The 5559-nt window shown below is 25.4% G+C and carries 6 protein-coding genes; 2 read left to right on the plus strand and 4 right to left on the minus strand.

Annotated elements, in window-relative coordinates:
* Window positions 1-10 precede the first annotated feature (10 nt).
* Both JWF52_RS17680 and JWF52_RS17685 read right to left on the minus strand, forming a co-directional pair.
* Window positions 11-2125, minus strand: coding sequence for a DNA topoisomerase III (locus tag JWF52_RS17680; RefSeq protein ID WP_208334805.1), 2115 nt, complete (start codon window positions 2123-2125; stop codon window positions 11-13).
* 52 nt (window positions 2126-2177) lie between these two features.
* Window positions 2178-2477 (minus strand): hypothetical protein, encoded by a 300-nt coding sequence (locus tag JWF52_RS17685; protein ID WP_208334806.1) that lies wholly within the window; start codon window positions 2475-2477, stop codon window positions 2178-2180.
* Window positions 2478-2656: 179 nt separating this feature from the next.
* Here JWF52_RS17685 and JWF52_RS17690 point away from each other — a divergent pair, with 179 nt between their 5' ends.
* Window positions 2657-3133, plus strand: a complete 477-nt coding sequence (locus JWF52_RS17690; RefSeq protein ID WP_208334807.1) for a hypothetical protein — start codon at window positions 2657-2659, stop codon at window positions 3131-3133.
* 171 nt (window positions 3134-3304) lie between these two features.
* Window positions 3305-3784 carry a hypothetical protein gene (locus tag JWF52_RS17695; protein ID WP_208334808.1) on the plus strand — a complete coding sequence of 160 codons (480 nt, stop codon included), beginning with the start codon at window positions 3305-3307 and terminating at the stop codon, window positions 3782-3784.
* Between the two features lie 65 nt (window positions 3785-3849).
* Here JWF52_RS17695 and JWF52_RS17700 read toward each other — a convergent pair whose 3' ends face one another.
* Window positions 3850-4149 carry a DUF3892 domain-containing protein gene (locus JWF52_RS17700; protein ID WP_208334809.1) on the minus strand — a complete coding sequence of 100 codons (300 nt, stop codon included), beginning with the start codon at window positions 4147-4149 and terminating at the stop codon, window positions 3850-3852.
* A gap of 41 nt (window positions 4150-4190) precedes the next feature.
* Window positions 4191-5309, minus strand: coding sequence for a glycosyltransferase family 2 protein (locus JWF52_RS17705; RefSeq protein WP_286184260.1), 1119 nt, complete (start codon window positions 5307-5309; stop codon window positions 4191-4193).
* Window positions 5310-5559: the final 250 nt, after the last annotated feature.

Genomic DNA, 5559 nt, shown 5'->3' on the forward strand with positions numbered 1-5559 from the left:
TATTTTATATTTATTTTTTAAGCTTTGCTAAAGCCTCTGCAAAAAGATTATTAAATACCTCTTCATTTTTATTTTGGTTCTTTAAATATTTATTTACATCTTTTTTAGATGCTTTATTTTTTTCTTCTGCTTTTCTCTTATTAAATGAGCTTAACTTTTCTCTATGTCCACAGCTACATACAAAAGTTTTACCCTCACCCTCTCCACGAAGCTCTAATTTTTTATGACAAACTGGGCATCTTGAGTTTGTCGTTTGTGATACAGTTTTTCTAGTATTACATTCTCTATCTTCACAAACTAACATCTTACCTCTTTTACCATTAACCTCAAGCATAAATTTTCCACATTCTGGACATTTATTCTTAGTAAGATTATCATGCTTAAACTTAGAGTCACTATTTTTTATTTCTCTAACAATATCTTTTGAATAGTTTTTCATATCATTTATAAAGTTATTTTTATTTAACTTTCCTTTTGATATATCTAATAGTTTCCCTTCCCAATCACTTGTTAGTTCTGGAGTTTTTAATTCAGTTGGGACTAGTTCTAGCAATTGTCTAGCTTTAGAAGTTACATGTATATCTTTTCCTTTTTTTTCTATAAGGAAAGAATTAAATAATTTTTCTATTATATCCGCTCTAGTTGCTACTGTTCCTAATCCATTTTTCTCCATAATTGTTAAAAGCGTTCCTTCATTTAAGTAAGGTGGTGGATTAGTTTTCCCATTAGTTTTATTTATTCTAACTATATTTAGTATATCTTTTTCATTTATACTCGGTATAGATATTAATTCTTCATCATCAGTATCTTTGTAAGTTTCTTTAAAACCTAAGTTTATAACTTTATTTCCTTTAGCCGTAAAAGTTTCTCCTTCTATTTGAGCAATTATTGAAGTTTGCTCATACTCATAAGGAGGTAATAGTACTGATAAAAATCTTTTAACTACAAGGTCATAAATTTTTCTTTCTTTATCACTTAAATCTCCTAAGAATACTCTTTCTTCTGTAGGTATAATAGCGTGATGGTCACTTACCTTTGAATTATCTACAAATGACTTATTTGAAGTTATTTTATTTTTTAATATTTTATTGCATACCCTTGAATAATCACTTACATTAACTGCTCTTACTCTATCAGCTAAAGTTTCTACTATATCACTAGTTAAGTATCTAGAATCTGTTCTTGGATAAGTAAGTACTTTATGATGTTCATATAACTTTTGCATTATAGATAATGTTTCTTTTGCTGAATAACCAAAAATTTTATTTGCATCTCTCTGTAATTCTGTTAAATCATAAAGTGATGGTGCATACTTTTTCTTTTGAACTTTATTAACATTAAATATTTTTAAATCTTTGTTTTTTACCTTATTTATTATATTATCTATTTTTTCTTCATTGAAGCTTGTACTACTATTATTTTTATCATTCCACATAAATTTAACATCTATATTTCCTTTTGTAGCTACTAAGCTTATCCCATAGTAATCTTTTGCCTTAAAGTCTCTTATTTCTTCTTCTCTTTTTAAAATCATAGCAACTGTCGGAGTTTGAACTCTACCGCAAGAAAGTTGTGCATTATGCTTTGTAGTTAGTGCACGAGTTGCATTTATTCCCACTATCCAGTCTGCTTCTGACCTTGCTATCGCTGAAGCATACAAATTATCATATTCCTTTGCATCTTTTAATTTATTAAAGCCTTCCTTTATAGCTTTATCTGTACTTGATGAAATCCAAAGGCGTTTTAGAGGTTTTTTAACGTGTGCTTTTTCTATTATCCACCTTGCAACAAGCTCTCCTTCACGTCCTGCATCTGTTGCTATAATAATTTCAGATACATCATCTCTATTCATTTGAGACTTTACAGTATTAAATTGTTTACTACTTTTTTTAATTACTACTGTTTTTAGATGTTTTGGTAATATTGGCAAATCTTCTATATTCCAAGACTTATACTTTTCTCCATATCCTTCAGGATCTGCTAATGTAACAAGATGACCTAGTGCCCAAGTTACTATATATTTTTGTCCTTCTATATATCCATTTTTTTCATTTTTACATCCTAATACACGTGCAATATCCCTTCCTACTGAAGGTTTTTCTGCTAGGACTAATATTTTTTTCATAAATTTTCCCTTCTTTTATAAGTAAATATTTTCATTATTACTTATTTTCTAATTAATAATAGAAACAAAAATCTGCTTCTACACAGAATTGTCCTCTACTTAAAAGACCTCCATATGAAATTGTTATATAATTCATTTGAGAATCTAGTGCTTTATCTATTATTACTTTATACCCATCTACATCATATAAATTGTCACTAATTTTAGGTTCGTCTAATTCAAAATCTAGCTTAGCATCTGAAGTCATTGTTATACATCTTGTAAGTATTCTTATGCATTTTTTATCACTAGTTGCTAATAATTTATCTAATTCTTTCTTTGCTTCTTGAGTTATAAGTATATTCATTTCCATCTTGTTGTCTCCTTACTTAATATATTTATCTTTTTATAATATCATTTTTATAAAAAATTCGCTATTACCATTTTATTATTATAACTAATTTACGTTTACAATATTTGCTACTTTTTATAAAAATGTATCTATGAATAATTATATTTTTTTTACTTAAAATATAAAAAAGGAGCAGTTATATGAAAAAATTCACTCTACTTTTTATTATTTTCTTTTTATTTTCTTCGAATTTTAGTTTTGCTAATTCAAAAATAGATTTTAATACTCAAATAGATAAAGTAATTAATTTAAGCAATGATTTAGATACATTATTAGATAGGTACACAACATTCTTAAATAACTACCCAAATTATGATGGTTATGAAGAACCAAGTGAAATAGAGTATTTAAATAGACAGCTGAGTGTATACCAAAGTCACGTATTATCTGATCTGTCAGAACTGAGAGATTTATATTCAGTTACAGTGGATTTAAAAGATAAAGCAAAAATAGCTAGATTATATAGTGTATTAACTCAATACTTAATAACTTTGATACATTTGAGATTGTTTTATACAGAAGAAGATAAAGCAAGTATGTTATTTTTAGCAAATGAATATAAATCAAGTGCTGATAGAAAATTACAATTATTAATTAATAACAATACTAATTCCTAAATACCTTAAACTATAATTAAAAAACCTATTAGTAGATAATTATAAATACACTATTAGGTTTTTTTACATATAAAATATTATTTATGTATAGCTATAAAATTATTTGAAATTAAAATATATTACTGAATAATTATACTTTTTTTACTTAAAATATAAAAAAGGAGTAATTATATGAAAAAATTTATTATGATTTTTATTATATGCTTTTTGCTTTCTGTAAACTTTAGCTTTGCAACTTCAATAATAGATTTTAATGAAGAAATAAATAGAATAACTTCGTTACGTGATAATTTAGATATAGTATTAAATAGATATGAAAAATTTTTAAATAGCAATCCAGATTATGATGGATCTGAAGTACCAAGTGAAATAAAATATTTAGATAGACAAGTTAGTGTATATCAAAGCCATATAATTGCTGATTTGCTAGAACTTAGAGAATTATATAATTCTTCATCAGATTTAGAGTATAAAGTAAAAATAGGTAACTTATATAGTATACTAATCGACTACTTAGAGACTTTTAACTATCTAAGAGTATTTAGTTTGGAGGAAGATAAATCTAATGTATTATATTTAGCCAATAAATATAAATCATATGGTAATCAAAAATTAAATTTATTCATTGAAAACTATATTAATTCAAAATAGATATGTATTTTGATTATTTTAATATATAAAAGGGGTAGTTATATAACTACCACCTTTTATACATATTATTCTGTTATAGAGGGCAGGTTACTTAAATTATTGTTTTCTTTTTCATCTGGTAGAGTTCTTAAGTACTCATTCCCTTTTCTAGTTGCAACTCCTACGCCTAATATCTCTCCCTCTTTAGCCATTTGAATACCTTCTTCTTTAGTCAATTTTTGGCCATTTGATAATTCATATCCTACAATCTCTCCAGAATGTTTTACTACAGCTGTTATTTTCTTTGCATCTTCATTTGGTGATGGTACTTCTTTATTTATATTTTTAGGTAAATTGCCTATAATATTATCATTATTAAAATCCATAAAATCACCTCCTAAGTATTTTACTTAGTTTTTGCCTCTAGCTAGGATTTATTCATAGTGTTTAAAAGTTTTTCAACTTCTTCAATTATATCTCTATCAATTTTATCTTTAAAAAATTCTTTATTATATTTTACTGACACATCTTCTGGCTTATATTTAGACGCCATTTCATTATACAGATATGCTTTTTTAATATTTCCATTTCTATAATGGCATACACAAAGTTGTATCATCGGTAAAAATGTATACATATCATGATTAATCAAACTCATATTATCTTTTTGAGGTGATAAATTTATTGCACATTCATACCAATAAATTGCTGCATCCAATTTATTTTCATTTAAAAATTTGCGTCCTAGTTTGCAGCAAAAATCAGCTCTTGGTATATCATATTCAAAAGATTTTAAAATATATTTTAGCTCATTTTCGCTATCACCTTTGTATGAATAACAATCTGCTAATTTAGAACATGCTGCTTTAATATCTTCTACCCATCCATCTTTTTTATCTAAAAATTTTATATATTGTTTTATTGCATCGTCATAAAGTCTATTATCATAAAGTTCATTTGCATAATAAAAAATATCTCTAGTTGAAAAATTCTCTCCTGTAGATACTAGTTTTTCATAAATTTTTAAATTTCTATTAGTGTATTCCTTTTCTTTTTTATGAATTATATTTATATCTGAATGGATTATATTTCCTCTTACATCAAGATATTCATGAACTTTACCTACCCATTTAAAATTATTACTTGCTTTTACTAATCGATTTCTTTTTAAAGAGCTTGTAATTTCTCCATTTTTATTAACTGACAATACATAATTCATAGTTACTGAATCTATACTTTCATCTATACTTTCTTTTAATAATTTAAATTTATCTATATCACTTTTATTTAGTACATCATCTGCATCCATCCAGATTATATAATCCTTAGTAGCCTTTGAAAATGCAAAATTTCTAGCTTTTGAGAAATCTTCAACCCATTTAAAGTCATATACCTTTGCTCCAAGATTTTTTGCTTTATTTATAGTTTTATCTCTAGAACCAGTATCTACTATGATAATTTCGTCCACAACTTCTTTTATAGAATTTAAACATCTTTCGATTACTTCTTCTTCATCTTTTACTATCATACATAGACTAATTTCCATTTTTACCTCCTATTTTAATACTTATATAATTTTAGTATGAAATGAATTCAAAACTAAAAACGTAATAAGATATTATATTCATTATGAAGTTTTTTATTGCATACATGCTTTTAATCCAAATAAAAATCTCATTTATCAAAGTGTTTAACCTTCAATAAATGAGATTCTTGTAATTGTTTATTTAAATATTTTTATTTATTATTTTCAAATGCTTGAACTTTTAATAACTCAGCTTTATCTGTTCTTTCCC

Origin of the sequence: Clostridium sp. CCUG 7971 (assembly GCF_017590215.1) — a bacterium.
GTDB lineage: Bacteria > Bacillota > Clostridia > Peptostreptococcales > Peptostreptococcaceae > Faecalimicrobium.

Coding starts and splice junctions, on each gene's coding strand:
- JWF52_RS17680 (WP_208334805.1), bottom strand. CDS start 2,125: ATGAAAAAAATATTAGTCCTAGCAGAAAAACCTTCAGTAGGAAGGGAT.
- JWF52_RS17685 (WP_208334806.1), bottom strand. CDS start 2,477: ATGGAAATGAATATACTTATAACTCAAGAAGCAAAGAAAGAATTAGAT.
- JWF52_RS17690 (WP_208334807.1), top strand. CDS start 2,657: ATGAAAAAATTCACTCTACTTTTTATTATTTTCTTTTTATTTTCTTCG.
- JWF52_RS17695 (WP_208334808.1), top strand. CDS start 3,305: ATGAAAAAATTTATTATGATTTTTATTATATGCTTTTTGCTTTCTGTA.
- JWF52_RS17700 (WP_208334809.1), bottom strand. CDS start 4,149: ATGGATTTTAATAATGATAATATTATAGGCAATTTACCTAAAAATATA.
- JWF52_RS17705 (WP_286184260.1), bottom strand. CDS start 5,309: ATGGAAATTAGTCTATGTATGATAGTAAAAGATGAAGAAGAAGTAATC.